A 23630-nucleotide genomic window follows, 5' to 3' on the forward strand; every position below is an offset into this window, starting at 1 on the left:
ACCCCCTGCCCGGAGCCCGCCGCCATGCCGTTGACCGATTACCCGATCGACTCGCTGATGTACATCACGAACCGCCCCGACATCGTGTTCACGCACGGCAAGGGATCGTGGCTCCACGACCATACCGGCAAGCGCTATCTGGACTTCATCCAGGGTTGGGCGGTCAATTGCCTCGGCCACTGCAACGACGGCCTCGTGCACGCGCTGCAGGCGCAAGCGGAGAAGCTGCTCAACCCTTCGCCCGCCTTCTACAACGAACCGATGGCCAAGCTCGCGGCCCTGCTCACGCAGCATAGCGTCTTCGACAAGGTATTCTTCGCGAACAGCGGCGCGGAAGCGAACGAAGGCGCGATCAAGCTCGCGCGCAAGTGGGGCCGTCAATACAAGAACGGCGCCTACGAGATCATCACGTTCGACCATGCGTTCCACGGCCGCACGCTCGCGACGATGTCGGCAAGCGGCAAGCCCGGCTGGGATACGCTCTTCGCCCCGCAGGTGCCGGGTTTCCCGAAGGCCGAGCTTAACGATATCGCGTCGGTCGAAAAGCTGATCGGCGACAAGACAGTCGCCGTGATGCTGGAGCCCATCCAGGGCGAGGGCGGCGTGATTCCGGCGACGCGCGAATTCATGCACCAGTTGCGCGCGCTGACGAAGCAGCACGGCCTGCTGTTGATCGTCGACGAGGTGCAAAGCGGTTGCGGCCGCGCCGGCACGCTGTTCGCGTACGAACTCGCGAACGTCGAGCCGGACATCATGACGCTCGGCAAGGGCCTGGGCGGCGGCGTGCCGCTCGCGGCGCTGCTCGCGAAGGCCGATGTCGCGGTGTTCGAGGCAGGCGATCAGGGCGGCACCTACAACGGCAACCCGCTGATGACGGCGGCGGGCCATGCGGTGATCTCGCAGCTCGTCGCGCCCGGCTTCCTCGAAGGCGTGCGCGCGCGCGGCGAATATCTGAAGGAAAAGCTGCTCGAGCTGTCCGACGAGCGCGGCTTCGAAGGCGAACGTGGCGAAGGCCTGCTGCGTGCGCTGCTGCTCGGCAAGGACATCGGCCCGCAGATCGTCGAGAAGGCGCGCGACATGCAGCCGGTGGGCCTGCTGCTGAACGCCGCGCGGCCCAATCTGCTGCGCTTCATGCCGGCGCTCAACGTGAGCATCGACGAGATCGACCAAATGCTCGCGATGCTGCGCTCGGTGCTCGATTCGCTTTGATGAGAGCGTGCCGGCACGCGCACCGAGCGCAGCCGGCCCGCTCTCGATGGGCGGGCGGAACTCGCGCACCGCGATATCGACACCGCGCGCGCCGTGCGGCGCGCCACATTTTCCGAATACTCGAATGGGCCGCGCGGGCGGCGCGCGACCCATCCGCGCCGCACGTCACGCCGTGATCGGCCCCGAGCCCGGCTGCGGATTGCCGAGCGCGTCGGTCGGCACCGCCTGCTGCTCGAATGCCGCGAAATAAGCGGCCCACTGCTGGTTGCCGTCGATACAAACCATCAGCGCGCCATCCTGCCACACATCGTTGTGATCGGTGCCGTCGTCACCCGCGCGGTGCAGATAATGCGCGCCGGACGACCCCTGGTTCATGTGCGTGTCGTGAATGCCGTTGCCTTCGCTGTAGGTCCGGCCGAACACGTAGAAATCGAGACCTTGCTGTTGCGCGTGGTTGACGAGACGCAGCACCGACGGTATCGGCTCCGCATGCTCGGAGCCATCCATCACGTCGCTCAGGCGCCACGCGCCTGTCTCGCTCAGGATGTCGCTGCGCATGTAGTCGAGCGCGGGCAGCGCGTCGCGGCCAGTGAGATCCGTGTAGCCCTCCTGCGCCGCCGCGAGCGTGCCGGTAATCGGATGATGGAAATCGTAGACGAGCTTGTATTTGAGCAAGTCGTCTGCGTCATTGGTGCCGACGTTGATCGCGACATCCCAATCGCCCGTCGGCAACGCGAGCGTGAGATGCACATGATATTGCGTCTCGGCGCCATGCCCCGCCGCCTTCAGCCCCGCCACCGCTTTCACCTTCGCCTTTACGAAACCGTAATCCAGACTCATGCTTCGCCTCCCGGTTCGGAGTTATCGCACGCGCGACATACGCGCTGCGTGAATGGATTCGGCAGCGCGCGGGAAGTTCGCCGCGCCTGCGAACGCCCGATAGGAAAAAGGCCGTCACGGCGAGCGGTGACGGCCTTTCGAAAGCATCGGAACGCAATGCGCCGCCGTGCGCGGCGCGCTCATGCGCTCACTCGCCGAGGTATGCCGCGCGCACCTTCGGATCGTCGAGCATCTGCTTGGCGTCGCCCGACATCGTGACCGTCCCGGAATCCATCACATAGCCGCGATCGGCCGCCTGCAACGCGAGGCGCGCGTTCTGCTCGACGAGCAGCACCGTGAGCCCCTCCTTCGAGATCTCGCGCACCACCTCGAAGATCTTCTCGACCATGATCGGCGACAGCCCCATCGACGGCTCGTCGAGCAGCAACAGCTTGGGCCGGCTCAGAATCGCGCGCGCCATCGCGAGCATCTGCTGCTCGCCGCCCGACAGCGTGCCCGCCAGCTGCGTCGCCCGCTCCTTCAAACGGGGGAAAAAGCCGAACATCCGCTCCACGTCCTGCTTGATGCCATCGCTGTCGTTGCGCAGGTATGCGCCCATCTGCATGTTTTCGACGATCGACATCCGCGCGAAGATGCCGCGCCCTTCCGGCACCATCGCAAGGCCGCGCTTGAGCAGCTCGTGCGTCGGCACGCCCTTGATCGACTGGCCGTCGTATTCGATGTCGCCCGCCGAATACGGCTTGAGCCCCGTGATCGCCTTCATCGTCGTGGTCTTGCCCGCGCCGTTCGCGCCGATCAGCGTGACGAGCTCGCCCTGACGGACTTCCAGATCGACGCCCTTGACCGCCTGGATGCCGCCGTAGTTGACCTGCAAGCCTTTGATTTTCAACATTGCCGCTGCCATCAGTGCACCCCTGCGCCGAGATAAGCTTCAATCACTTTCGGGTCCTTCTGCACGTCCTGCGGCAGCCCCTCGGCGATCACCTTGCCGTAATCGAGCACCGTCATCCGATTGCACAGCCCCATCACGAGCTTCACGTCGTGTTCGATCAACAGGATCGTGCGGCCATCGGCACGGATTTTGTCAAGCAGCCGTGTGAGTTCGACTTTCTCGGTCGCGTTCATCCCTGCCGCCGGCTCGTCGAGCGCGAGCAGTTTCGGATCGGTCGCGAGCGCGCGGGCGATCTCCAGACGCCGCTGATGGCCGTATGACAGATTGCGCGCAGTGTAGTCCGCATACTGCAGCACGCCGACGTAATCGAGCAGTTCGATCGCGCGCTCCCTGATCTCGCGCTCTTCCTTGCGCTCGGCGGGTGTTTGGAACACCGCGCCGATCAGGCCGTGCTTCGTGCGCACATGGCGCCCGACCATCACGTTCTCGAGCGCCGTCATTCCGCCAAACAGACGGATATTCTGAAACGTTCGGGCGATGCCCGCTTTTGCGACCTGATGGACGGCGGTTGGCGTATAAGTTTCGCCGTCGAGCTTGAACTCGCCGGAGTCGGGCGTGTAGAGCCCGGTGATCACGTTGAAGAACGTGGTCTTGCCCGCGCCGTTCGGACCGATGAGACCGTAGATTTCGCCTTCCCGAATCTGGAGGCCGACATCGGACAGCGCCTGCAGGCCGCCGAAGCGTTTATTCACGCCTTTGACGGACAGACGAATTTGTTCGCTCATTACCTTCTCTCCTGTGTCGGCAGGAGTTAGCGCTTTAGCGCTTACTCCTGCCCCATGCAACGCTGTCGGCATGAGTTGGCGCTTCAGCACTTGCTCCTGCCCCATGCAACGCTGTCGGCATGAGTTAGCGCTTCAGCACTTGCTCCTGCCCCATGCAACGCTGTCGGCATGAGTTAGCGCTTCAGCACTTGCTCCTGCCCCATGCAACGCTGTCGGCATGAGTTAGCGCTTCAGCACTTGCCCCTGCCCCATGCAACGCTGTCGGCGGGCGTTAGCGCTTCAGCGCTCACCCCACCCGCTCCCTTCAAGCGCGCACCGGCTTCTTGCCGCCGCGTTTCGCCAATTTCGCGATCTTGTCCTCATGCTTCGGCGCGGGCCACAGGCCCTCCGAGCGGTACAGCATGATGACGACCATCGCGAGGCCATACAGCGCCTGACGGATCACTTCGGTATCGACAACGTCGTGGCCGAACAGCATGTGTTGCAGCGGACTCATCGTCGAGCGCAGAAATTCGGGGAACACGGCGAGCAGCACGGCGCCGAGAATCACGCCCGGAATATGTCCCATGCCGCCCAGCACGACGCACGCGAGCACGACGACCGATTCCCAGAACGTGAACGATTCCGGCGACACGAAGCCCTGAAACGCGCCGAACATCGCGCCCGACAGACCGCCGAACGACGCGCCCATGGCGAACGCAAGCAGTTTCACGTTACGGGTGTTGATGCCCATCGCCTTCGCGGCAATCTCGTCCTCGCGGATCGCGGCCCACGCGCGGCCGATCCGCGAGTGTTGCAGCCGTGTGCAGACCCAGATCACGAGCAGCGCGCAAAGCACGAACAGGTAGTAATACAAATAGACCGAGGGCAGCGAGAAGCCGAAAATCTCATGCGTCTGCGCGAAGTTGAAACCCGCGACCTTGACCGGATCGACGCCCGTAATCCCTTGCGGCCCGTTCGTCACGTTGACCGGACGATCCAGGTTGTTCATGAAGATCCGCACGATCTCACCGAAGCCGAGCGTGACGATCGCGAGATAGTCGCCGCGCAGACGCAGCGTCGGCGCGCCGAGCAGAATGCCGAACACCGCCGCGAGCGCCATCGCGATCGGCACGATGACGAGAAACGGCACATGCAGGCCGGCAGGCGCGAGCTGCGCGATCCAGTCGAAATGCGACGTCAGATGCGGCGAACTCAACAGCGCCGCGGTATAAGCGCCCACCGCGTAGAACGCGATGTAGCCGAGGTCGAGCAGCCCCGCGAAGCCGACGACGACATTCAGCCCCAGCGCGAGCATCACGTACAGCATCGCGAAATCGAGCACGCGCACCCAATAGTTGCCGCCCGTCGCGCCGATGATGAGCGGCGCGGCAATCACAAGCGCGGCGGTCAACACGCCGACAGTGACCGTCTTCGCGGTATGACGCTCGTCGACGAGCGTCGCGGACGTTTCGATCGGTTGAATCGATGTCATGTTGTTCTCCCCCCGTTACGCGCGATCGGCGACACGCTCGCCCAGCAGGCCCGACGGCCGGAACACCAGCACGACGATGAGCACGATGAACGCGAACACGTCCTGATAGTTACTGCCGAACACCCCGCCCGTCAGATTGCCGATATAGCCGGCGCCCAGTTGCTCGATGAGACCGAGCAGCACGCCGCCCACCATCGCGCCGCCGAGATTGCCGATCCCGCCGAGCACGGCGGCCGTGAATGCCTTCATGCCGGGAATGAAACCCATGTAGAAATGCACGTTGCCATACTCGGACGCGATCATCACGCCCGCGAGCGCGGCCAGCGCCGAGCCGATCATGAACGTCGCCGAAATCACGAAGTTCGGATTCACACCCATCAGGCTCGCCGTGCTCGGGTTCTCGGCGATCGCACGCATCGCGCGGCCGAGCTTGGTCTTGTGCACGAGCAGCAGGAGCCCGCCCATCACCACGAATGCGACGATGATGATCGTGATCTCAGTCAGCGAAATCACCGCGCCCGGATTGTTCTCGCCCGCCTTGATCACGCTGATCGGATCGGTCGGCAGAAGCTGCGGAAATGGCAGCGGATTGCGCGACCAGATCATCATCGCGGCCGTCTGCAACAGGATCGACACGCCGATCGCGGTGATCAGCGGCGCGAGGCGCGGCGCGCGGCGCAGCGGCCGGTACGCGACGCGCTCGACCGTAAAGCCGACGCACGCGCAAACGAGCGCGGCGATCACGAGCCCGATGGCCAGCGTCGCGATATGCCCCAGCCCCGGAAAATGGTTCTGCAGCACTGTGATCGCGGAGAGTGCAACCATTGCGCCCACCATCAGCACATCGCCGTGCGCGAAGTTGATGATGCCGAGAATGCCGTACACCATCGTGTAGCCCAACGCGATGATGGCGTAGATGCTGCCGAGCACCAGCCCGTTGAGAATCTGCTGGATGAAAATATCCATTTAAAGCTCCTTGGTCCGTGCCGTCCGGACGATGCTCGGCCACGCGGATAAGCGATGGAGTCGCACCGTTTCGGCGGACACTGCGGGTCCTGAATCAATACCGGTAGGTGATGTCGCCCCGGCGCTCAGCGCGCGGATCGTATGCCGCGCGCTGAGCGCCGGGATAGAGGCGGAAACGGCGCCGCACGGATTTTCGGCACCACCACGAATCCCGTTTGAAATTCTCACGACTTGAGGACAGTGTGCTGGACCTCCTTGAAGTCGTAGAGCGTCCGGGCCCGCGCCTTCCGGCCGCGCGGACGGAGCATCGGATGAACCGCCGCGGCCAAATGAAGGCGCGCCGGGGCGTCGGCGCGCACGCCGGCAAGCAACCGAACCTGCGCGCGAACGCATACATGCGGAATGGACATCGCAACTGCGCGCGCGGCGAACCGCGCGCAGCCGGCCCCGGCGCGCATGCCGCGCCGAAAAACCCCAGGCATCGCCACCTCGTGACAGCACGTGACGGCGCATACCGCAAAAAGCGCAACCGCAGCGCCGTCGAACTCGGCGCAAGCCAACTTCCGATGCATCAAAACAGGTCTCCAGCGCCTTGCCCAATTCGTGTTTCAAGGCCCCAGGCCTGAAAACGGGCGAATTGTAACTCTATTTATAGAAGCGCCAATATTCCTGATTCGACAGGGTTTTCCTGCATTGCAACCTTTTCCGGGAAGGCCATTTCAATTTAAATAGCAACTTGGTTGCACTAATTTAACGCCGTCCGGTTGCTCCCCAAAGGCCCCATCAAAACAAAAGCGCGCCCAAAGGCGCGCTTTCGCGCTACAACCCGAGAGGCGAGTAGCCGTCGCCGGATCAAGCGGCAGGCGGCAGATTCAAGCCGCGCGGCAGCGGGAACGAAACGTTTTCCTCGATGCCCTCGAGCGCACGCACGTTGGTCACGCCAAGCTCGCGCAAACGCGCGATCACCGCCTGCGCGAGCACCTCGGGCGCCGACGCGCCCGCCGTCACGCCGATCCGGCGCTTGCCAGCGACCCACGCCGGATCGATCTGCTCGGGCGCATCCACCATGTACGCGACGACGCCGCGCTTTTCCGCGACCTCGCGCAAACGGCTCGAATTCGAACTATTCGGACTGCCGACGACGATGACGACATCGCATTGAGGCGCCATGAATTTCACCGCATCCTGGCGGTTCTGCGTCGCATAGCAGATGTCCTGCTTCTTCGGCTCGCGAATCGCAGGGAATTTCTGTTTGAGCGCCGCGATGATCTCGGCCGCGTCGTCGACCGACAGCGTCGTCTGCGTGACGAGCGCGACGCGCTCCGGATCGGGCAGTTCGAGCCGGTTCACGTCCTCGACGCTCTCGACGAGATGCATCCCGCGCTCGACCTGCCCCATCGTGCCCTCGACCTCCGGATGCCCCTTGTGGCCGATCATCACGATATCGACGCCATCCTGACGCATCTTCGCGACCTCCACGTGCACCTTGGTGACGAGCGGGCAGGTGGCGTCGTAAATGCGCAGCCCGCGTACCGCCGCCTCGTCGCGCACCGCCTTCGATACGCCGTGCGCGCTGAAGATCACCGTGTTGCCGGACGGCACTTCGGCGAGTTCCTCGACAAAGATCGCGCCTTTTTTCTTCAGATCCTCGACGACATACTTGTTGTGGACAATTTCATGGCGAACGTAGATCGGCGCGCCATGCATCGCGATCGCGCGCTCGACAATCTCGATCGCCCGATCGACGCCCGCGCAAAAACCGCGCGGTTGAGCGAGCAGGATCTCGGCATCGGCCGCAGCAACCTGGCCGGACAGCGTATCGATGGAGCTCATGATTACAGAATCCCGATGATTTTCACTTCGAACGTGAGCGCCTGGCCCGCGAGCGGATGATTGAAATCGAACAGCGCCGACGTCTCGCCGACCTCCTTGAGCACGCCAGCATAACGGCCGCCGCCGGGCGCGTTGAACTCGACCAGATCGCCGGGCGTGAAATCCTCGCCGACCATCGCGTTCTCACGCAGCGTGGCCATCGACACCCGCTGAATCAGCTCCGGATTGCGCGGCCCGAATGCCTGCTCGGGCGCTAGCCGGAAAGTCGAATGGTGCCCCGGCTTGAGTCCGATCAGAATCTCTTCCAGCGACGGCGCGAGCTGCCCGGCGCCGAGCAGCAGCGTGGCGGGCCTGTCGGTAAACGTGTTGACGATGTCGGCGCCGTCGGCCAGGGCGAGCCGGTAATGAAGCGTGACGTGGGAACCGGGCTTCACTTCTGCAAGGTCGATGAGACTCATGGTGGTACTCGTTCAATCGGCGCCTGAAAAACGCGGGCGGCGCGGTACAAAGCCCCTATTGTAAGTCACCCTCGGCGATCGGGGCGGCAGATGGCGTCATTTGCGCCGCCGCCATCGCCCGGCCAATGGAGCCAGTAAGATGCAGCACGACCTACTGATGATTGGCGAAGACACCGACGAGCCGCCGCAAGAATGGCGCGCGGCGGCGGTCCCGCCCGCCGCGGCCGCGCTCACGGCCTGCCGCGCCGCAACGCCCACGGCCGCGCCGATGTCCGCGCGGCGTGGCGGCGATCTGCCGCGCGAACGCTTGCTCGAACGCGGCCCGGCCGCGCTATCCGATGCGGAACTCATCGCGCTTTTGCTTGGCACCGGCCTACCCGGCCACGATGTCTTCGCGCTTGCGAACACGCTGCTCATGCGCTTCGGTTCGCTGCGCGCGCTGCTCGACGCGGCGCCCGGCGATTTCAAGGGCCTGCGCGGCATCGGCAATGCGCGCGCCGCAATGCTCGTCGCAGTCGTCGAGCTGGCGCGGCGCGCGCTCGCCGAAAAGGCGCGCGAACGGCCGCTCGTCGATTCGCCTGGCGCGCTCGAGGATTACTTGCGGCTCATGATCGGCACACAGCCGCATGAGGTGTTCGTTTGCCTGTTCCTCGACGCCCGGCACCGTGTGCTGCGAACCGAGGAAAGCGCGCGCGGCTCGCTGACGCGAATGGCCGTCTATCCGCGCGAAATCGTGCGGCGCGCGCTCGCCTTGAATGCGGCCGCGCTCATCGTCGCGCACAATCACCCGTCGGGCGCGGTGCAGCCCAGCGCCGCGGATCGGCGGCTCACGCACGTGCTGCGCGATGCACTCGCGCTTGTCGACGTGCGGCTGTCGGACCATCTCGTCATCGGCGCAAACGATACGTTCTCGTTCGCGCAAGCGGGCTGGCTCTAGCACGGACGAGCCGTGCGGCCTGCCCGAACCCGCCGACAAATTGGGTTTGATTTTCCTGAGGTTTTTCTGTTAGAATCGCCGTCTGACTTTTTTCCAACCAGTTCTGAAGCCGCTTCAGCGGTCCTGCAAGCCTGTTTTGTCCATACCGGCACAAGCTCGCGGAAACCGTCACCGGCGATTGAACCCCGAATTCAGCGTATTAGGAGTGCTCTCATGGCACGCGTATGCCAAGTGACTGGGAAAGCGCCGATGAGCGGCAACAACGTTTCCCACGCGAACAACAAAACGAAGCGTCGCTTCCTGCCGAATCTGCAAAACCGCCGGTTCTGGGTGGAAAGCGAAAACCGTTGGGTGCGCCTGCGCGTCTCGAACGCCGGCCTGCGCCTGATCGACAAGAACGGCATCGATTCCGTGCTCGCTGACCTGCGCGCACGCGGCGAAGCCTAAGCCCCAAGGAGCACTACCATGGCGAAAGGCGCACGCGACAAAATCAAGCTCGAGTCGACCGCAGGCACGGGTCACTTCTACACGACCACGAAGAACAAGCGCAACATGCCGGAAAAGATGGAGATCATGAAGTTCGATCCCGTCGCGCGCAAGCACGTGGCATACAAGGAAACCAAGATCAAGTAATGCTCCGGTTTCCACGAGCCTGACGATGACGAAAAGCCCCGCAATCGCGGGGCTTTTTACTTGAGCCGCCGTCCGCGCTCCGCTCTGAAGCGGTATGCTCTGCACTTCCCGTTCGCATGGCGCGCGGCGGGAAAGATAAGACGGAACGCACAAGCAACGGAGATGCAGATGAATTTCGATGTGGCGATTGTCGGCAGCGGCCTCGCCGGCCTGTCGGTCGCGCTCAATCTCGCGCAAACACGCCGCGTCGCGCTGATCGCGAAGCGCTCGATGATGGAAGGCGCGAGTGACAACGCGCAAGGCGGCATTGCCGCCGTGCTCGACTCGGCGGACAGCGTCGAAAACCACGTCAACGATACGCTGATCGCAGGCGGCGGCCTGTGCGATGAAACGGCGACACGCTACATCGTCGAGCACGGCCGCGAGGCGATCGAATGGCTGATTTCGCAAGGCGTGCCGTTCACGAAGGACGATGCGGCCGAGCTGGGCTTCCACCTGACCCGCGAGGGCGGTCACAGCCACCGCCGCATCATTCATGCGGCCGACGCGACCGGGCATGCCGTGCTCGCGACGTTGTCCGAGCGTGCGCGCAGCCATCCGAACATCACGTTCTTCGAGGATCACCACGCGATCGACCTGATCACGTCGGATCGCCTCGGGCTGCCCGGCCTGCCCGGGCGGCGCTGCGTCGGCCTCTATGCGCTCGACGTGCAAAGCGGCCGCACGGTGACGATCGAAGCGCCGCACACGGTGCTCGCGACGGGCGGCGCCGGCAAGGTGTATCTGTATACGACGAATCCGGACACCTCGACCGGAGATGGCATCGCGATGGCATGGCGGGCGGGCTGCCGAGTCGCGAACATGGAATTCATTCAGTTCCATCCGACCTGCCTGTTCCATCCGTATGCCAAGTCGTTCCTGATCACCGAGGCCGTTCGCGGCGAAGGCGGCGTTCTCCGGCTACCGGACGGCACCCGCTTCATGCCCGAGCATGATCCACGCGCCGAGCTTGCGCCGCGCGATATCGTCGCGCGCGCCATCGATTTCGAGATCAAGAAGCGCGGTATCGATTGCGTCTACCTCGACATCAGCCATCAGCCGGAGGCATTCCTGCGCGAGCACTTTCCGATGATCCACGCGCGCTGCCTCGAATTCGGCATCGATATCGCAAAAGAGCCGATTCCCGTCGTGCCGGCCGCGCACTACACATGTGGCGGCATCGTCACGGATTTGGCCGGCCGCACGGATCTCGCGGGGCTCTACGCGGTGGGCGAGACGTCGTACACCGGCCTGCACGGCGCGAACCGGCTCGCCAGCAATTCGCTGCTCGAATGCCTCGTGATCGGCCGCGCCACCGCCGCCGCAATCGAAAGCGCCGGCTACGATTCGGCCACGCATGGCCCGCTGCCTGCGTGGGACGAGAGCCGCGTATCGGACCCGGACGAGGAAGTCGTGGTCGCGCACAACTGGGACGAACTGCGCCGCCTGATGTGGAACTACGTCGGCATCGTGCGCACGGACAAGCGGCTCGAACGCGCGAAGCACCGGCTGAAGCTGCTGCGCAACGAAATTCACGACTATTACTCGAATTTCCGCGTAAGCCGCGATCTGCTCGAACTGCGTAACCTGGTCGATGTCGCGTCGCTGATCGTCGACAGCGCGCGGGCGCGGCGCGAAAGCCGCGGCCTGCACTACAGCCGCGACTGGCCGCACGCGCTGCCGACAGCGTTGCCGACCGTGCTTACACCCACGCGGCGGGCAACCCAATAACGGCGTGCCCGGCCGCGCACGCCCACTGCGTCGCGCCGTGCGCGCGATAAGACAAGGCCGCCGGCACATCACGCGCCGGCGGCCTTGTTTCATTTGCCTAATGCATGTCGAAACGGGGCGTCACTTTCTCGAAAAAATCGAAGCAACCACCGGCAGCGTGAAAGATCGACCGGACGCCGCGGCGCAGCCGCAATTCGCCCGGTCTTTATCAAGCCGCCGCCCGCGCCGGCCCAATCATTCCTGCCGGACAGCGCGGCCCCGCCGCGCCTATTCGACGATGCGCATCGAATAATCGGTCGCGCGCACGTCTTTCGTCAGCGCGCCGATCGAGATCCGGTCGACGCCCGTTTCGGCGATCGCACGCACCGTGTCGAAATTCACGCCGCCCGATACCTCGAGCACCGCGCGGCCATCGGTCATGCGCACCGCCTCGCGCATCGCATCGAGCGTGAAATTATCGAGCAGCACCGACTGCGCGCCATGCGCGAGCGCGGTGCGCAACTGGTCGAGCGTCTCGACCTCGATCTGCACCGGCACCTGCGCATCGAGCGCGAACGCCGCATCCAGCGCCTCGCCGACGCCACCCGCCGCTGCGATATGGTTTTCCTTGATCAAAATGCCCGCATAGAGCGCGAGCCGCTGATTCGCGCCGCCGCCTACGCGCACCGCGTACTTCTGCGCGAGCCGCAGGCCCGGCAACGTCTTGCGCGTGTCGAGGATGCGCGCGCGCGTATCGGCGATCCGGTCGACATAGCGGCGCGTTGCCGTCGCGACGCCCGACAGCAATTGCAGGAAATTGAGCGCATTGCGCTCGCCTGTCAGCAGCGATCGCGCCGGGCCGCGCAAGTCGCAGACGGTCGAGTCCGGCGTCATCCAGTCGCCTTCGCGGTAGTGCCACTGAACCTCGATCGCCGGATCGACCGCGCGCATCACCGCATCGAACCACGGCACGCCGCACAGCACCGCTTCTTCGCGCACGATCACGCGCGCGGCACGCACCGGGCCATCCGGCACGAGCCGTCCGGTCTGGTCGCCCGCGCCGACGTCCTCGGCAAGCGCATCGGCGACATTGCGCGCGATCGCCGCGTCGAACGCGGCGCCGTACTCGTGCGAGATATCCGCAAACAGCGGCGACACTGCATGTCTGGTCATGCCGGCCCCACGTTCGCGAAAAGTTGCTGATCGCGCTGCAAGTCGCCGCTTGCCTGCACGCGCTGCTTGTGACGCGCCGCGAAATCAAGCATCCGGTGAATCGGCACGCGCGCGCGCTCGGCAATGGCGGCATCGACGAAGATTTCGCCGTGGCCGTGCTCGAGCGCATCGGCCAGATTCGACAGCGCGTTCATCGCCATCCACGGGCAATGCGCGCAGCTCTTGCAAGTCGCGCTATTGCCGGCCGTCGGCGCCTCGATGAAAACCTTGCCCGGCGCCGCGAGCCGCATCTTGTGCAAAATACCGAGATCAGTCGCGACAATGAAGCGCTGCGCATCGAGCTTCACGGCCGCGTCGATCAACTGCGACGTCGAGCCGACCACGTCCGCGAGCGCGACAACGCTTTCCGGCGACTCGGGATGCACGAGAATCTTCGCATCCGGATATTCGTCGCGCAGCAGTTCGAGCTCGACGCCCTTGAATTCGTCGTGAACGAGGCAGGAGCCCTGCCACATCAGCATGTCCGCGCCGGTCTTCTTCTGGATATAGCTGCCGAGATGCCGGTCCGGCGCCCAGATGATCTTCTCGCCGCGCGCATGCAGATCGGCGACGATCTCGAGTCCGATCGACGACGTGACCATCCAGTCGGCGCGCGCCTTCACCGCGGCGCTCGTGTTCGCATAAACGACCACCTGACGATCCGGATGCGCGTCGCAAAACCGCGAGAACTCGTCCGCCGGGCAACCCAGGTCGAGCGAGCAGGTCGCATCGAGATCGGGCATCAGCACGCGCTTGCCTGGGCTCAGAATCTTCGCCGTCTCGCCCATGAAGCGCACGCCGGCAACAACGAGCGTCTGCGCGTCGTGGTCGCGGCCGAAGCGGGCCATTTCGAGCGAGTCGGCAACGCAGCCGCCCGTTTCGTCCGCGAGCGCCTGCAGATCCGCGTCGACATAGTAATGCGCGACGAGCACAGCCTTTTCGCGCTTGAGCAGCGTCTTGATCCGCGCCTTCCATTCATCGCGTTCGCCGGCTGCGAGCGGCGCGGGCACTTTCGCCCACGCCTCACCGACGCCGCAAACCGCTCCTGACGCGAGCGGCCTGTCGTATTCGATGGGTTTGATCCCGATCGCCGATTGCATCTTCAATCTCCTGTCGAGCAGGCGCGGCGTCTCAGTGCCGCCTCTGCTCCCATGCCGCGATTGACCGGCGCCAGCGCTTAGGCGCCTGTTCCAGCCCTGCGACGGTGTGCCGATCGGAGTGAACGCATCGTGCTGAACGCCCCATGCGTCACACCCCAATCCCATGCCACGCCCCTCCTCCCGTGGGCGGCCCACCCAATCATCAGTCCAGCGCAGGCGAGCCGTTCGAACGGGAACAAAAAAACCCCGCCAGCGCGGGGTTTGTGACGTCCGGAAATTTTAATCGATTTCGGTCTGGACGGCTTATGCGTAGCGGCTCAGGCGTGTCGCGAACTCCTGCAGCGCCTTGATGCCGCTTTGTTCGGCACGATGGCACCAGTCCTGCAACTGGGCCAGCAACTGTTCGCGCGACGCATTCGAGCGTTCCCAGATCGACGCAAGCTCGGCGCGCAGTTGGAAGAACGTATGCAGCTTCTGGCTGTTCGCGAAAATCTCCGGCAGCAGGCGCTTCTGCGGCTCGTCGAGGCCCGCTTCGTCCTTGTGGAACCACTTGCGCGCGCCGTGCATCAATTGGTACTTCTCGCGCGCGCCCAGCTCCTTCAGATGCGCAAGCTCCTGGCGGTACGCACGCTTCAACGTCTTCGCGTAACGCGCCATCACCTCGTAGCGGTTCGACAGCACCGCCTGCAGCGTTTCCTGATCGAGCACCGTCTTGCGTGCGGCCAGGCGCGGCGTCGGCGCGATCTTCTTCACTTTGGCGAGCCCGAACGCGGACATGATGCGGATGTACATCCAGCCGATATCGAATTCGTACCACTTGTTCGACAGCTTCGCCGACGTCGCGAACGTATGATGATTGTTGTGCAGTTCTTCGCCGCCGATCACGATGCCCCACGGAAACAGGTTCGTGCTCGCATCGGCCGAATTGAAGTTCCGGTAGCCCCAGAAGTGGCCGAGGCCATTGACGACGCCCGCCGCCCAGAACGGAATCCAGATCATCTGCACCGCCCAGACAGTCAGGCCGACGAGGCCGAACAGCGCGACGTCGATCACCATCATCAAGCTCACGCCGAGAATCGGATATTTCGAATAGACATTGCGCTCGAGCCAATCATTCGGCGTGCCGTGACCGTACTTGCGCATCGTCTCCTCGTTCTTCGCCTCCGTGCGATACAGCTCGGCGCCTTCGAGCAGCACCTTCCAGATCCCGCGCGTTTGCGGGCTGTGCGGATCTTCCTCGGTTTCGCACTTCGCATGATGCTTGCGATGGATCGACGCCCACTGGCCCGTCAGCATGCCCGTCGTCATCCACAGCCAAAAACGGAAGAAATGGCTCACGACCGGATGCAAATCGAGCGCGCGATGCGCCTGGCAGCGGTGCAAATAGACGGTCACGCCGACGATCGTCACGTGCGTGACGGCCAGCGCGAACAGCACGATCTGCCACCACGAGAAGCGCAGAAGCCCGTTGGAAAGGAAATCGAGCAGGGAATTCAGCAAGGCGTTACCTGTGAAAGTAGTCAGGCCGCCGACTCAACCGCGACCTATGTCAAGAAAATGAAAGCACACTGCGTAGTAGGACGGAATTTTACTGCATCCGTTCCAAGTCTCTGTAAAAAATGAACATTTCTTGTTGCAACGCAATGCGCGGCGCTACGCGTCGCGCACGGACCGGTCCGCCGGCACGCCATTCGCGCCCGCCGCCGCGAACCCGTCCGGCAATCCGACCACGCGCACCTCGCGTTGCGGAAACGGGATCGAGATCCCGTGCTCGGAGAAGAGCCGCCAGATATTGCGGTTGACCGCCGAACGCACGCCCGCCGTTCCCTTGGCCGCCTGATCGATCCAGAACGCAAGCTCCAGATCGACGCCGTCCGCGCCGAAGCCGACGAGGTAAGGCGTCGGCGCCGGCTCCACGAGCACGCGCTCGACACCCTTCGCCGCGTCGGCCAACAGCGCAAGCGCGCGCTCGACGTCCGACGTATACGCAACCTGCACCGCAACCTTCGCATAGCCGTGCGTCAGATACGACGACTGGTTCTGCACAATGTCGGTGACCAGTTTTTCGTTCGGAATCAGCGTCTCGTTGCCGTCGAGGCCGCGCACGACCGTGTAGCGGGTACGAATCTGCGTGACGACGCCCTGCTGGCCGCCGACGTTGATCGCATCGCCCAGCCGCAGCGATCGATCAAGCAAAATGATGAAGCCCGACACGTAATTGCTCGCGATTTTCTGCAGACTGAATCCGAGTCCGACGCCGAGCGCGCCGCCGAACACGCCGAGCACCGTCACGTCGATACCGACGAGCGACAGCCCGATCAGGATCGCCGCGAACACGAGGAATGCGCGCCCGGCCCGCGACAGCACGACTTTCAGGTTCGCGTCGAGCGTTTTCGCGCGCGTCAGGCGCTCGTCGAGCACCGAGCCGAGCCACATCGCGAGCATCAGCGTCACACACAGCCACAGCACGCCCGAGATCACCGACATGAGCGTCAGATGCGCGTTCGCCACGCGGAATTGCACGCTGTCGAGCCATGCGATCACGTCGCGCTGGATGCCGAGCACGGTCAGCGCCATGGCTATCCAGACGACGGTCGACACGATCTTCTCGACGATCGACAGCCACGCATGCGTGTGGCCGTCGCGCGCGAATACGCGGCGCGCGGCGAAGAACAGCACGTAAATAACGCCGATCCCGATGAGCGGCACGAGCGCAAGCTGCAACAGCGACGTCGGCATCAGGCCATCGAAAACGAGCTGCGCGAGCCACATGAACATGCCGCCGACGAGCGGAAACAGCGCACGGTTCAGGCTGAGCGAGCCCGCGCCGGGCATGCGGCCGGCCGCGCGGCGGCGCGCGTCGAGCCGGCCGCGCAGATAACGCGCGACGAGCCACGCTAGCGCGAGCGCGCCGAAAAACGCGACGGCCTGCCAGATCATCGCGGGCTGGCTGAAATCGCGCACGACGGCCTCGAGCCGCCGGGTCAGCAGATGATTCGTCATCATGCGTGCCGCCCCCCGCTACTGCGCGCGCCGCTCGAGAACCGCGGCGAAGAAGCCGTCGGTCGCATGCCGATGCGGCCAGAGCGACAGGTAATCGCCCGTATCGAGCGCGATCCGCTGCTCGGCGAACACGCGGCTCGCAGGCGTCAGCACGAACTCGGGATGCGCATCGAGGAACGCCGCGACGATTGCGTCGTTCTCCGCGTCGAGCACGCTGCAGGTCGCATAGACGAGCCGGCCGCCTTTTTTCACGAGACGCGCGGCGCTCGCGAGAATCGACGCCTGTTTCGGCGCAAGCTCGGCAATGGTCTCGCGCGTCTGCCGCCACTTCAGATCCGGATTGCGGCGCAGCGTGCCGAGCCCGCTGCACGGCGCGTCGACGAGCACGCGGTCGATCTTGCCCGCGAGGCGCTTGATCTTCGCGTCGTGCTCGCTGTCGATCAGCACCGGATTCACGTTCGACAGGCCGCTTCTCGCGAGGCGCGGCTTGAGCTTCGCGAGACGCTTCTCGGACACGTCGAACGCATACAGCCGGCCCGTCGAGCGCATCATCGCGCCGAGCGCGAGCGTCTTGCCGCCCGCGCCCGCGCAGAAATCGACGACCATCTCGCCGCGCCGCGGCGCGACGAGCGAGCACAGCAACTGGCTGCCCTCGTCCTGCACTTCGATCAGGCCGTCCTCGAACAGCTTGAGCTTCGTGAGCGCCGGCTTGCCGACGACGCGCACGCCGGACGGCGCGAACGGCGTCGCGCCCGCCTCGATGCCGGACGCGCGCAAAGCGTCGATCACTTGATCCCGGGTCGTGCGCAGCACGTTCGCGCGCAAATCGAGCGGCGCCGGATAATTGACGGCCGCGGCGAACTGCGCGAGTTCGTCGGCGCCGATTCGCTGCGCGAGCATCTGGTGGATCCAGTCGGGCAGGTTCGTGCGCACCCGCAGCGGCAGGCTCGCCGGATCGATTTTCGCGACATGCTCGAGCCACGCCGCCTCGGCCTCCGACACGAACGGCCTGAGCGCGCCGCGCCCGGCCGTCTGCATCAGGCCGAGCAGCGCCAGGCGCCGCGCGGGCGCGCCAGAGCCGCTCTCGGCCAGATGCGCGTACTCCATCTTTCGCCGCAGCACCGCGAACACCGCCTCGGCGATCACGCCGCGCTCCGCGTGGCCGAGCTTCGGATGCGCGCGGAAAAAGCGGCTCGTCACGACGTCGGCCGGGCCCGCGAACTTGAGCACCTCGGCAAGCAGCGTCTCGGTCTGCCCAATCAGAAAACCATGCAGCTTCATACGCCCTCACCCGTCGAAATATCGGTCGCATCCGCGAACAGCCAGCGCGCGCAGCCCGGCGCCAGTACCGCGCGCCCATCCACGAGCCGCACCTGCTCCTGGACGAACCAGCGCACCACGCGCGGATACAGCACATGCTCGGCAGCCAGCACGCGCGCGGCGAGCGCGTCGGCGTCGTCGCCCGCGACGACGGGCACGGCCGCTTGAGCAACGATCGCACCGCTGTCGAGTTCCGGCGTCACGAAATGAACCGTCGCGCCATGCACCGCGACGCCTGCGTCAAGCGCCTGCTGATGCGTGTGAACGCCCTTGAAGCTCGGCAGCAGCGACGGATGGATGTTCAGCATCCGGCCCTCATAGCGTGCGACGAATGCCGGCGTGAGAATACGCATGAAGCCGGCGAGCACGACGAGATCGGGCTCGAAGCGGTCGATCTCGGCCGCGAGGGCCGCATCGAAGCTGTCGCGGCTGTCGAAGCCGCGGTGGTCGACGAGCGCGGTCGCAATGCCGTGCGACGCCGCGAAGGCCAGGCCCGCTGCGCCCGGCCGGTTGGAAATGACGGCGGCGACCTCAGCAGGCCAGCCGTCGCGCGCGCACGCGCGCACGACGGCCTCCATGTTGCTGCCGCGCCCGGAAATCAGGATGACGAGTTTCTTCATCCGCGGAATTTTACCATTCGGCCCCGCCGTTTCCGGCATCACGAGCCGCCCGCGCGCACGAACGTTTATAATTATCTGCTTTGCGGCGTCCGGCCGCTCACTTCCCACGCTGTCATCCGCTAACGTGAAAGTCTTCCGCGGCCTGCCCAACGACGAAAGCCGCGCCCCGTGCGCGCTGACGATCGGCAACTTCGACGGTGTCCATCGCGGCCACCAGGCCCTGCTCGCGCGCGTGCGCGCAGCGGCGGACGCGCGTGGTCTGCCCGTCTGCGTGATGACGTTCGAGCCCCATCCGCGCGAATTCTTCAATCCGGCCGGCGCGCCGCCGCGCATCGCGATGCTGCGCGACAAGCTCGAGGCGTTGCGCGAGCACGGGGTCGACCGGGTCGTCGTCGAGCATTTCAATCACACGTTCGCGAGCCAATCGCCGGATGCGTTCGTCGAGCGCACGCTCGTCGACGGTCTGCACACGCGCTGGATCATGGTCGGCGACGATTTCTGCTACGGCGCGAAGCGCGCCGGCAGCTTCGCCTCGCTAAAGGCGGCGGGCGAACACTACGGCTTCGAGGTCGAGCAAATGCAGACGCTCGCCGGCGCCGACGGCCAGCGCATCTCGAGTTCCGGCGTGCGCGCGGCGCTCGCCGCGGGCGATCTCGACGCCGCTGCGGCCGCGCTCGGCCATGGCTACGCGATCAGCGGGCATGTCGTCCACGGCCTGAAGCTCGGCCGCGACCTCGGCTTTCCGACGCTGAATCTGCCGATCGCGCACAAGCGCCCCGCGCTGTCCGGCATCTTCGTCGTGCAGGTGCACGGCATCACGCCCGAGCCGCTGCCCGGCGTCGCGAGCCTCGGCGTGCGGCCGACCGTCGACGATTCGGGCCGCGTGCTGCTCGAAGTGCATCTGCTCGACTGGCACGGCAACGCATACGGCAAGATCGTGCGCGTCGAATTCCTGAAGAAGCTGCGCGACGAGGCGAAATTCGTCGATCTCGAAACGCTCGCGCGCGCGATCGCACAGGACGTCGCCGACACGCGCGCGTACTTCGCCGCGCACGGCCGCGCGCCGGGCAGCCGCGCAACCGGCTTCGCGACGTCGGCCACCGACCGAATTAGCTGAAGCGCCGCCGCCCGTCTCGCCGGGCGCCCCGCCCGCCGCGCCGCCCGATCCCGGCGCCGCGCCCACGATACACGACGCGCGAGCGTCCTCGAGATTTTCAAAGCGATCCCGACATGAGCAACAAAAAAGCCGATTCGAAACCGCAGGCCAAATATCCGGTCAACCTGCTCGACACGCCGTTCCCGATGCGCGGCGATCTGCCCAAGCGCGAGCCGCAATGGGTCGCGGACTGGGAAGCGCGCGGCGTCTACGACAAGATCCGCGAAGCGAGCCGCGGCCGGCCGAAATTCATCCTGCACGACGGCCCGCCGTATGCGAACGGCGACATTCACCTCGGTCATGCGGTCAACAAGATCCTGAAGGACATCGTCGTCAAGTCGCGCAACATGGCGGGCTTCGACGCGCCTTACGTGCCCGGCTGGGATTGCCACGGCATGCCGATCGAAATCCAGATCGAGAAACAGTTCGGCAAATCGCTGCCCGCGGCCGAGGTCATGAGCCGCGCACGCGCGTATGCGGGCGAGCAGATCGACAAGCAGAAGGCCGGCTTCAAGCGCCTCGGCGTGCTCGGCGACTGGGGCAATCCGTACAAGACGATGAATTTCGTCAACGAGGCCGAGGAAATCCGCGCGCTCGGCAAGATCATCGAAAAGGGCTACGTGTACCGCGGCCTGAAGCCGGTCAACTGGTGCTTCGATTGCGGCTCGGCGCTCGCGGAGGCCGAAGTCGAATACAAGGACCGCACCGATCCGACGATCGACGTGCTGTTTCCGTTCGCCGAGCCCGACAAGACCGCGCACGCGTTCGGCCTCGCCGAGCTGCCGCGCGCCGACGGCGGCATCGTGATCTGGACGACCACGCCGTGGACGATTCCCGCGAACCAGGCGCTCAACCTGCATCCGGAGATCGTCTACGCGCTCGTCGACACCGAGCGCGGCCTGCTCGTCATCGCCGAGGAGCGCGTGCCGGCGTGCATGAAGGACTTCGGCCTGAGCGGGAACGTCGTCGCGACGACGCGCGGCGACAAGCTTGCCGGCCTGCGCTTTCACCATCCGCTTGCCGCCGCGCATCCGGGCTACAAGCGCACGTCGCCCGTCTATCTCGGCGATTACGTGACAACCGATACCGGCACGGGCGTCGTTCACTCGTCGCCTGCCTACGGCATCGAGGATTTCACGTCGTGCAAGGCGCACGGGATGACCGACTCGGACATCATCAATCCGGTGATGGGCGACGGCCGCTATATCGAATCGCTGCCGCTGTTCGGCGGCTTGTCGATCTGGGACGCGAACCCGAAGGTCGTCGAGGCGCTGAAGTCCGCCGGCACGCTGCTGCGCAACGAGCACTACTCGCACAGCTACATGCACTGCTGGCGTCACAAGACGCCGATCATCTATCGCGCGACGTCGCAATGGTTCGCCGGCATGGACGTGACGCCCGCGAGCGGCGGCAAGACGCTGCGCGACACCGCGCTCGAAGGCGTCGACGCGACCGCGTTCTATCCGTCGTGGGGCAAGCAGCGCCTTCACAGCATGATCGCGAACCGCCCGGACTGGACGCTGTCGCGGCAGCGTCAATGGGGCGTGCCGATGGCGTTCTTCGTCCACAAGGAAACCGGCGAGCTGCACCCGCGCACGCTCGAGCTGCTCGAGGAAGTCGCCAAGCGCGTCGAGCAGGCGGGCATCGAGGCGTGGCAGACCCTCGATGCCCGCGAGCTGATCGGTGACGACGCGGACCTCTACGAAAAGAACCGCGACACGCTCGACGTATGGTTCGATTCAGGCACGACGCATTGGCACGTGCTGCGCGGCTCGCACAAGGATCAACTGCAATTCCCGGCCGATCTCTACCTCGAAGGCTCGGACCAGCACCGCGGCTGGTTCCACTCGTCGCTGCTGACCGCATCGATGCTCGACGGCCGCGCGCCGTACAAGGCGCTCCTCACGCACGGCTTCACGGTCGACGGCGAAGGCCGCAAGATGAGCAAGTCGCTCGGCAACGGCATCGATCCGCATGAAGTCGCAAACCGGCTCGGCGCGGAAATCATCCGGCTGTGGATCGCATCGACCGACTATTCGGGCGAGCTTGCGATCTCGGAGGAAATCCTCAAGCGCGTGACGGAAGGGTATCGCCGGATCCGCAACACGCTGCGCTTCCTGCTCGCGAACCTGTCGGACTTCGATTACGCAAAGGATGCGCTGCCCGCAAGCGAATGGCTCGAGATCGACCGCTACGCGGTTGCCTTCGCCGCGAAGCTGCAGGCGGAGTTGCTCGCGCATTACGACAAGTACGAGTTCCACCCGATCGTCGCGAAGCTGCAGACGTTCTGCTCGGAGGATCTCGGCGGCTTCTATCTGGATGTGCTGAAGGACCGCCTCTATACGAGCGCGGCCGCGTCCCGCGCGCGGCGCGGCGCGCAAACGGCGCTCTATCACCTTACGCAGGGCCTGCTGCGCGTACTCGCGCCGTTCCTGTCGTTTACCGCCGAGGAAGCCTGGCGGGTGTTCCAGCCGTCGAGCGAAACGATCTTCACCGAAACCTATTACGCGTATCCGCAGATCGACGGCGCCGACGCGCTCGTCGAAAAATGGGCGCTGTTGCGTGACGTGCGCGGCGCCGTCACGAAGGCGCTCGAGGAAGCGCGCACCGCGAACCGCATCGGCTCGTCGCTGCAGGCCGAAGTCGTCGTGCGCGCGTCGGGTGCGCGCTACGACGCGCTCGCGAGCCTCGGCGACGATCTGAAGTTCGTGCTGATCACGTCGGCCGCGGCGCTCGCGAAGGTCGACGGCGAAGCCGACGAAGGCGTCGACGTCGCGGCGTCGACGTATCAGAAATGCGAGCGCTGCTGGCATTATCGCGACGATGTCGGCGCGCACGCCGATCATCCGACGCTCTGCGGCCGCTGTTTCTCCAACCTGTTCGAAAACGGCGAAATCCGGAGCGCGGCTTAAATGGCGAAAACCGTGTCCAACACAACCCAATCGAAATCCACGAGCGGCGCGCTCGCGCCGTGGCTCGGCCTCTCGCTGATCGTGATCCTGTTCGATCAACTGACGAAGATCGCCGTGCTGCGCACGCTCGCCTATGGCGTGCTGCATCCGCTCGCGCCGTTCTTCAATCTGACGCTGATCTACAACCGCGGCGCGGCGTTCGGCTTTCTCGGCACGGCGAGCGGCTGGCAGCGCTGGGCGTTCACGGCGCTCGGCCTCGGCGCGACGATCGTGATCTGCTACCTGTTGAAGCGCCACGGTCGTCAGCGTCTATTCAGCCTTGCGCTCGCCCTGATCCTTGGCGGCGCGCTCGGCAACGTGATCGACCGGCTGCTGTACGGTCACGTGATCGACTTTCTAGACTTCCATGTCGGCGCGTGGCACTGGCCCGCGTTCAATCTCGCCGACTCGGCGATCACGATCGGCGCGGTGCTCCTCGTCTACGACGAGCTGCGCCGGGTGCGCGGCACGCGCTGAGCGCCGGCACTGCGC

General features: G+C 65.0%; 22 protein-coding genes. 8 read left to right on the forward strand and 14 right to left on the reverse strand.

Going from position 1 to position 23630, the window contains the following annotated elements; all coding sequences use genetic code 11:
• The first annotated feature begins 24 nt into the window (after positions 1-24).
• Positions 25-1209: an acetylornithine transaminase gene (locus AQ611_RS14160; protein WP_069234879.1), complete on the forward strand. Its 1185-nt coding sequence runs from the start codon at positions 25-27 to the stop codon at positions 1207-1209.
• A gap of 165 nt (positions 1210-1374) precedes the next feature.
• Here AQ611_RS14160 and AQ611_RS14165 read toward each other — a convergent pair whose 3' ends face one another.
• The 8 genes from AQ611_RS14165 to AQ611_RS14200 form a co-directional block, all read right to left on the reverse strand.
• Positions 1375-2049, reverse strand: a complete 675-nt coding sequence (locus tag AQ611_RS14165) for a DUF2278 family protein (protein WP_069234880.1) — start codon at positions 2047-2049, stop codon at positions 1375-1377.
• 187 nt (positions 2050-2236) lie between these two features.
• On the reverse strand, positions 2237-2953 hold the full coding sequence (locus AQ611_RS14170; protein ID WP_059520451.1) for an ABC transporter ATP-binding protein: 717 nt from the start codon (positions 2951-2953) through the stop codon (positions 2237-2239).
• Entirely contained in the window at positions 2953-3726 is a 774-nt protein-coding gene (locus tag AQ611_RS14175; RefSeq protein WP_059520452.1) for an ABC transporter ATP-binding protein, read from the reverse strand. Before AQ611_RS14175 ends, AQ611_RS14170 begins: the two co-directional genes overlap by 1 nt.
• Positions 3727-4030: 304 nt before the next feature.
• On the reverse strand, positions 4031-5200 hold the full coding sequence (locus AQ611_RS14180) for an ABC transporter permease subunit (RefSeq protein WP_059520453.1): 1170 nt from the start codon (positions 5198-5200) through the stop codon (positions 4031-4033).
• A 15-nt stretch (positions 5201-5215) separates the two neighbouring features.
• Positions 5216-6166: a branched-chain amino acid ABC transporter permease gene (locus tag AQ611_RS14185; RefSeq protein WP_059520454.1), complete on the reverse strand. Its 951-nt coding sequence runs from the start codon at positions 6164-6166 to the stop codon at positions 5216-5218.
• Between the two features lie 224 nt (positions 6167-6390).
• Positions 6391-6738: a hypothetical protein gene (locus tag AQ611_RS14190; protein WP_102720216.1), complete on the reverse strand. Its 348-nt coding sequence runs from the start codon at positions 6736-6738 to the stop codon at positions 6391-6393.
• Between the two features lie 280 nt (positions 6739-7018).
• Complete coding sequence (gene ispH, locus AQ611_RS14195) at positions 7019-7999, reverse strand: 4-hydroxy-3-methylbut-2-enyl diphosphate reductase (protein ID WP_059520456.1); 981 nt, start codon at positions 7997-7999, stop codon at positions 7019-7021.
• A gap of 2 nt (positions 8000-8001) precedes the next feature.
• Positions 8002-8457, reverse strand: coding sequence for an FKBP-type peptidyl-prolyl cis-trans isomerase (locus AQ611_RS14200; protein WP_059520457.1), 456 nt, complete (start codon positions 8455-8457; stop codon positions 8002-8004).
• Between the two features lie 139 nt (positions 8458-8596).
• On the opposite strand from AQ611_RS14200, the gene radC reads away from it, so the two are divergent.
• From radC to nadB, 4 genes are all read left to right on the forward strand, one after another.
• Complete coding sequence (radC, locus tag AQ611_RS14205; protein ID WP_059520458.1) at positions 8597-9394, forward strand: RadC family protein; 798 nt, start codon at positions 8597-8599, stop codon at positions 9392-9394.
• Between the two features lie 213 nt (positions 9395-9607).
• A complete protein-coding gene (rpmB, locus tag AQ611_RS14210) occupies positions 9608-9841 on the forward strand; it encodes a 50S ribosomal protein L28 (RefSeq protein ID WP_004186391.1) in 234 nt (77 codons plus the stop codon).
• 18 nt (positions 9842-9859) lie between these two features.
• Positions 9860-10027 carry a 50S ribosomal protein L33 gene (gene rpmG, locus AQ611_RS14215; RefSeq protein ID WP_004185395.1) on the forward strand — a complete coding sequence of 56 codons (168 nt, stop codon included), beginning with the start codon at positions 9860-9862 and terminating at the stop codon, positions 10025-10027.
• A 168-nt stretch (positions 10028-10195) separates the two neighbouring features.
• Positions 10196-11797 carry an L-aspartate oxidase gene (gene nadB, locus AQ611_RS14220; RefSeq protein ID WP_069235314.1) on the forward strand — a complete coding sequence of 534 codons (1602 nt, stop codon included), beginning with the start codon at positions 10196-10198 and terminating at the stop codon, positions 11795-11797.
• Between the two features lie 267 nt (positions 11798-12064).
• Here the strand turns inward: nadB and nadC are convergent, their stop codons facing one another.
• From nadC to purN, 6 genes are all read right to left on the reverse strand, one after another.
• Positions 12065-12949 (reverse strand): carboxylating nicotinate-nucleotide diphosphorylase, encoded by an 885-nt coding sequence (gene nadC / locus AQ611_RS14225; protein ID WP_069234882.1) that lies wholly within the window; start codon positions 12947-12949, stop codon positions 12065-12067.
• A complete protein-coding gene (nadA, locus tag AQ611_RS14230) occupies positions 12946-14088 on the reverse strand; it encodes a quinolinate synthase NadA (protein ID WP_059520460.1) in 1143 nt (380 codons plus the stop codon). The genes nadC and nadA overlap by 4 nt, the downstream gene beginning before the upstream one ends.
• A gap of 303 nt (positions 14089-14391) precedes the next feature.
• A complete protein-coding gene (locus AQ611_RS14235) occupies positions 14392-15588 on the reverse strand; it encodes a DesA family fatty acid desaturase (protein WP_069234883.1) in 1197 nt (398 codons plus the stop codon).
• Positions 15589-15741: 153 nt separating this feature from the next.
• The gene (locus AQ611_RS14240) at positions 15742-17094 is read right to left on the reverse strand and encodes a mechanosensitive ion channel family protein (protein WP_069234884.1); all 1353 of its coding nucleotides are present in this window, start codon (positions 17092-17094) and stop codon (positions 15742-15744) included.
• A gap of 15 nt (positions 17095-17109) precedes the next feature.
• Complete coding sequence (locus AQ611_RS14245) at positions 17110-18372, reverse strand: RsmB/NOP family class I SAM-dependent RNA methyltransferase (RefSeq protein WP_069234885.1); 1263 nt, start codon at positions 18370-18372, stop codon at positions 17110-17112.
• Positions 18369-19031 (reverse strand): phosphoribosylglycinamide formyltransferase, encoded by a 663-nt coding sequence (purN, locus tag AQ611_RS14250; RefSeq protein ID WP_069235315.1) that lies wholly within the window; start codon positions 19029-19031, stop codon positions 18369-18371. Before purN ends, AQ611_RS14245 begins: the two co-directional genes overlap by 4 nt.
• A 124-nt stretch (positions 19032-19155) precedes the next feature.
• On the opposite strand from purN, the gene AQ611_RS14255 reads away from it, so the two are divergent.
• The 3 genes from AQ611_RS14255 (at position 19156) to lspA (ending at position 23615) form a co-directional block, all read left to right on the forward strand.
• Complete coding sequence (locus AQ611_RS14255; RefSeq protein WP_059520464.1) at positions 19156-20148, forward strand: bifunctional riboflavin kinase/FAD synthetase; 993 nt, start codon at positions 19156-19158, stop codon at positions 20146-20148.
• Positions 20149-20261: 113 nt separating this feature from the next.
• Entirely contained in the window at positions 20262-23099 is a 2838-nt protein-coding gene (gene ileS, locus AQ611_RS14260; RefSeq protein ID WP_069234886.1) for an isoleucine--tRNA ligase, read from the forward strand.
• Complete coding sequence (lspA, locus tag AQ611_RS14265) at positions 23100-23615, forward strand: signal peptidase II (protein WP_069234887.1); 516 nt, start codon at positions 23100-23102, stop codon at positions 23613-23615.
• The last annotated feature ends 15 nt before the right edge of the window (positions 23616-23630 follow it).

The organism is Burkholderia singularis, from assembly GCF_001718875.1.
In the GTDB taxonomy this organism is placed as follows: domain Bacteria; phylum Pseudomonadota; class Gammaproteobacteria; order Burkholderiales; family Burkholderiaceae; genus Burkholderia; species Burkholderia singularis.

Excerpts from the sequence above, each read along its gene's own strand:
- AQ611_RS14180 (WP_059520453.1), bottom strand. The coding sequence starts at position 5,200 with ATGACATCGATTCAACCGATCGAAACGTCCGCGACGCTCGTCGACGAG.
- rpmB (WP_004186391.1), top strand. The coding sequence starts at position 9,608 with ATGGCACGCGTATGCCAAGTGACTGGGAAAGCGCCGATGAGCGGCAAC.
- rpmG (WP_004185395.1), top strand. The coding sequence starts at position 9,860 with ATGGCGAAAGGCGCACGCGACAAAATCAAGCTCGAGTCGACCGCAGGC.
- nadA (WP_059520460.1), bottom strand. The coding sequence starts at position 14,088 with ATGCAATCGGCGATCGGGATCAAACCCATCGAATACGACAGGCCGCTC.
- AQ611_RS14175 (WP_059520452.1), bottom strand. The coding sequence starts at position 3,726 with ATGAGCGAACAAATTCGTCTGTCCGTCAAAGGCGTGAATAAACGCTTC.
- AQ611_RS14190 (WP_102720216.1), bottom strand. The coding sequence starts at position 6,738 with ATGCATCGGAAGTTGGCTTGCGCCGAGTTCGACGGCGCTGCGGTTGCG.
- AQ611_RS14185 (WP_059520454.1), bottom strand. The coding sequence starts at position 6,166 with ATGGATATTTTCATCCAGCAGATTCTCAACGGGCTGGTGCTCGGCAGC.
- AQ611_RS14245 (WP_069234885.1), bottom strand. The coding sequence starts at position 18,372 with ATGAAGCTGCATGGTTTTCTGATTGGGCAGACCGAGACGCTGCTTGCC.
- radC (WP_059520458.1), top strand. The coding sequence starts at position 8,597 with ATGCAGCACGACCTACTGATGATTGGCGAAGACACCGACGAGCCGCCG.
- nadC (WP_069234882.1), bottom strand. The coding sequence starts at position 12,949 with ATGACCAGACATGCAGTGTCGCCGCTGTTTGCGGATATCTCGCACGAG.
- AQ611_RS14165 (WP_069234880.1), bottom strand. The coding sequence starts at position 2,049 with ATGAGTCTGGATTACGGTTTCGTAAAGGCGAAGGTGAAAGCGGTGGCG.
- ispH (WP_059520456.1), bottom strand. The coding sequence starts at position 7,999 with ATGAGCTCCATCGATACGCTGTCCGGCCAGGTTGCTGCGGCCGATGCC.
- lspA (WP_069234887.1), top strand. The coding sequence starts at position 23,100 with ATGGCGAAAACCGTGTCCAACACAACCCAATCGAAATCCACGAGCGGC.
- ileS (WP_069234886.1), top strand. The coding sequence starts at position 20,262 with ATGAGCAACAAAAAAGCCGATTCGAAACCGCAGGCCAAATATCCGGTC.
- purN (WP_069235315.1), bottom strand. The coding sequence starts at position 19,031 with ATGAAGAAACTCGTCATCCTGATTTCCGGGCGCGGCAGCAACATGGAG.
- AQ611_RS14170 (WP_059520451.1), bottom strand. The coding sequence starts at position 2,953 with ATGGCAGCGGCAATGTTGAAAATCAAAGGCTTGCAGGTCAACTACGGC.
- AQ611_RS14160 (WP_069234879.1), top strand. The coding sequence starts at position 25 with ATGCCGTTGACCGATTACCCGATCGACTCGCTGATGTACATCACGAAC.
- AQ611_RS14200 (WP_059520457.1), bottom strand. The coding sequence starts at position 8,457 with ATGAGTCTCATCGACCTTGCAGAAGTGAAGCCCGGTTCCCACGTCACG.
- AQ611_RS14240 (WP_069234884.1), bottom strand. The coding sequence starts at position 17,094 with ATGATGACGAATCATCTGCTGACCCGGCGGCTCGAGGCCGTCGTGCGC.
- nadB (WP_069235314.1), top strand. The coding sequence starts at position 10,196 with ATGAATTTCGATGTGGCGATTGTCGGCAGCGGCCTCGCCGGCCTGTCG.